The organism is Roseomonas acroporae (assembly GCF_023223525.1).
Taxonomy (GTDB): Bacteria; Pseudomonadota; Alphaproteobacteria; order Acetobacterales; family Acetobacteraceae; genus Roseomonas_E; species Roseomonas_E acroporae.
Window position 1 is genome coordinate 1 of the sequence record NZ_JALPRX010000085.1, and the last position, 2,164, is coordinate 2,164.

The 2,164-nt window shown below is 80.4% G+C and carries 1 protein-coding gene; it reads right to left on the reverse strand.

The genetic code is table 11. From position 1 onward, the window contains the following. On the reverse strand, window positions 1–1,915 hold a 1,915-nt coding region (locus M0638_RS18965; RefSeq protein WP_248668577.1), incomplete at its 3' end, for a BatA domain-containing protein. Window positions 1,916–2,164 lie beyond the last annotated feature (249 nt).

Consider the following 2,164-nt stretch of genomic DNA (forward strand, 5'->3'; position numbering starts at 1 on the left):
GCGCGGCGGCGAGGCGCGGCGGCGGCAGGGCGGCGCCGAGGTTCAGCGCGCGCCGCTCGCCGCCCTCGCCGCCGCCGGATCCCGCGGCGGCCTGCCCCGGCGCGCCGTACCAGCCCGGCGGGTGCAGCGGCGAGGGGATGGTGGCGTCGATCCGCCCGGCCTCCACCGGCACGGCGGCGGGCGGGGCGGGGCCGAGCCGGCCGAACCCGTCCAGCGTCTCCAGCGGCGCCAGCCGCGCGGCCGGCCCGCGCTCCTCGCCGCCCGCCACGCCCGCCGAGAGCGCCACGATCCGCCGCAGCATGTCCACGAACAGGCCGGAGAGCGGCAGGCTGGACCATTCGGCGTTGGCGGTGACGTGGAACAGCACCACGCGCCCCTGGCCGCGCGCCTCGGCGGTGACGAGCGGCGTGCCGTCGGCCAGCCGTGCCCAGCTCCGCTCGGAAAGGCGCGGCGAGGGTTCCGCCAGCACCTGCCGCTCCACCGTGATCTCGGGCGGGATGGCGAGGCCGGCGAAGGGCGAGTTCTCGGGGAAGGCGGCCAGGGCCTGCGGCTGCTCCCAGGAGAGCGCGCCGCCGAGCTGCCGCTCCCCGGCGCGCAGCGGCACCGGCAGCAGCGGGTCCGGGCGCGGCTCGCCCCGGTCGCCGCCCCGGTCGCCGCCCCGGGCGCCGCCCCGTTCACCGATCGCGGCGGCGAGGCGCGGGCCGGCGAAGCGCACCAGCGTGCCGCCGGCCTCCACCCAGCGCAGCAGCGCGTCGCGCTGCGGGCCCGGCGGCACCTCCCGGTCGGTCAGCACCAGCACGGAGAGACGGCGCGCGAGAAGCTGCTCCAGCGTGCCCCGGCGCAGCTCCGCGTAGGGGGCGAGGGCGCGGTCCACGTAGAACAGGTCGCCGATCAGCGGCGTGTCGGCCGCCTCCTCGGAGGCGGGCAGCAGGCCGACGGGGCGGCGGCGGAAGCGCTCGTCCAGCAGCATCACCCCGTTGGCGCCGGGCGGGCCGCCATTGCCGCCCTCCAGCTCCAGCCGGCTGAGGTTGTTGCGGACCTCCAGCGGCAGGTCGAGCGTGGCCTCGCCGGCCGTCCCGTCGGCGGGGACCGGGACCGGCACGCGGGCCAGGGTGCGGCCGTCCCCGGTGCGGGCCAGCACCACCGCCTCGGTCGGCAGCGGCACCGGCGTCTGCACCACGCGGAGCACGAGCCGGTCCGCCTCGGCGCGGGGCGGCGGCAGCAGGCGCACCGGGCGCGGCGGCGCGGTGGCGAGGGTGAGCGGCCCGGCCGCGGCCAGCGCGGCGGCGAGCCGGCCGGCCGCGTCGTCGGCCGCGTGCTCCACCCCGTCCGAGACGTAGAGGCTCGCGACCCCGCCCGGATTGGTCTGGCGCCAGGCCGCCAGCGCGGCCAGCGCGGCGGCGCGGTCCGGCGCCCAGGGCTTGGGGCGCAGCGCGGCGAGGCGGGCGCGGAGCTGCTCGGCCGGCATGGCGGCGCTGGCCTGCACCGGCTCGCCGGTCAGCGGCGGGGCGGTGGGCAGCAGCGCGGCACGCCGTCCCTCGCGCGCGGCGGCGTCCAGCGCGGCCTCGGCGGCGGCGCGCCGGGCCGGCCAGTCGGCGGCGCTCGCCCAGCCGTCGTCGACCACCAGCAGCAGCGGCCCGTCGCCGCCCGCCACGGGGCCCGGCGCGAGCACGGGGCGCGCGAGGCCCAGCACCAGCAGCGCCGCCGCCAGGATGCGCAGCGCCAGCAGCCACCAGGGCGTGCGGGCGGGGGTCTCCTCGGCCAGCTTCAGGTCCCGCAGCAGCACCACGGGCGGGAAGTGCTGCCGCTTCGGCGAGGGCGGGGTGACGCGCAGCAGCCACCACAGCACGGGCAGCGCGGCCAGCGCCGCCAGCAGCCAGGGCGCGGCGAAGGCGAGGGGGCCGAGGCTCAGCACGGCGTCACCGTCCGGCAGGCGGGAAAGGGGTCACGCTCGGGGCCGCTCGCGCGGCGTGGATGGGACGGCAAGCCATACTCCCGTTGGCGCCCGGCAGGCGGCCGGGCGAGTGTGCGCGGGGCGGGGGCGGCGAGGCGAGCGGAAACAGGTTGCGGAACGACACGCGGGGGCGGGGGCTGGCGCCCCCTGGCCAAGGAGGGCGCCGCCCTCCTTGGGTATCCTCCCGCCAAGGGGCGAAGCCCCCTTGGA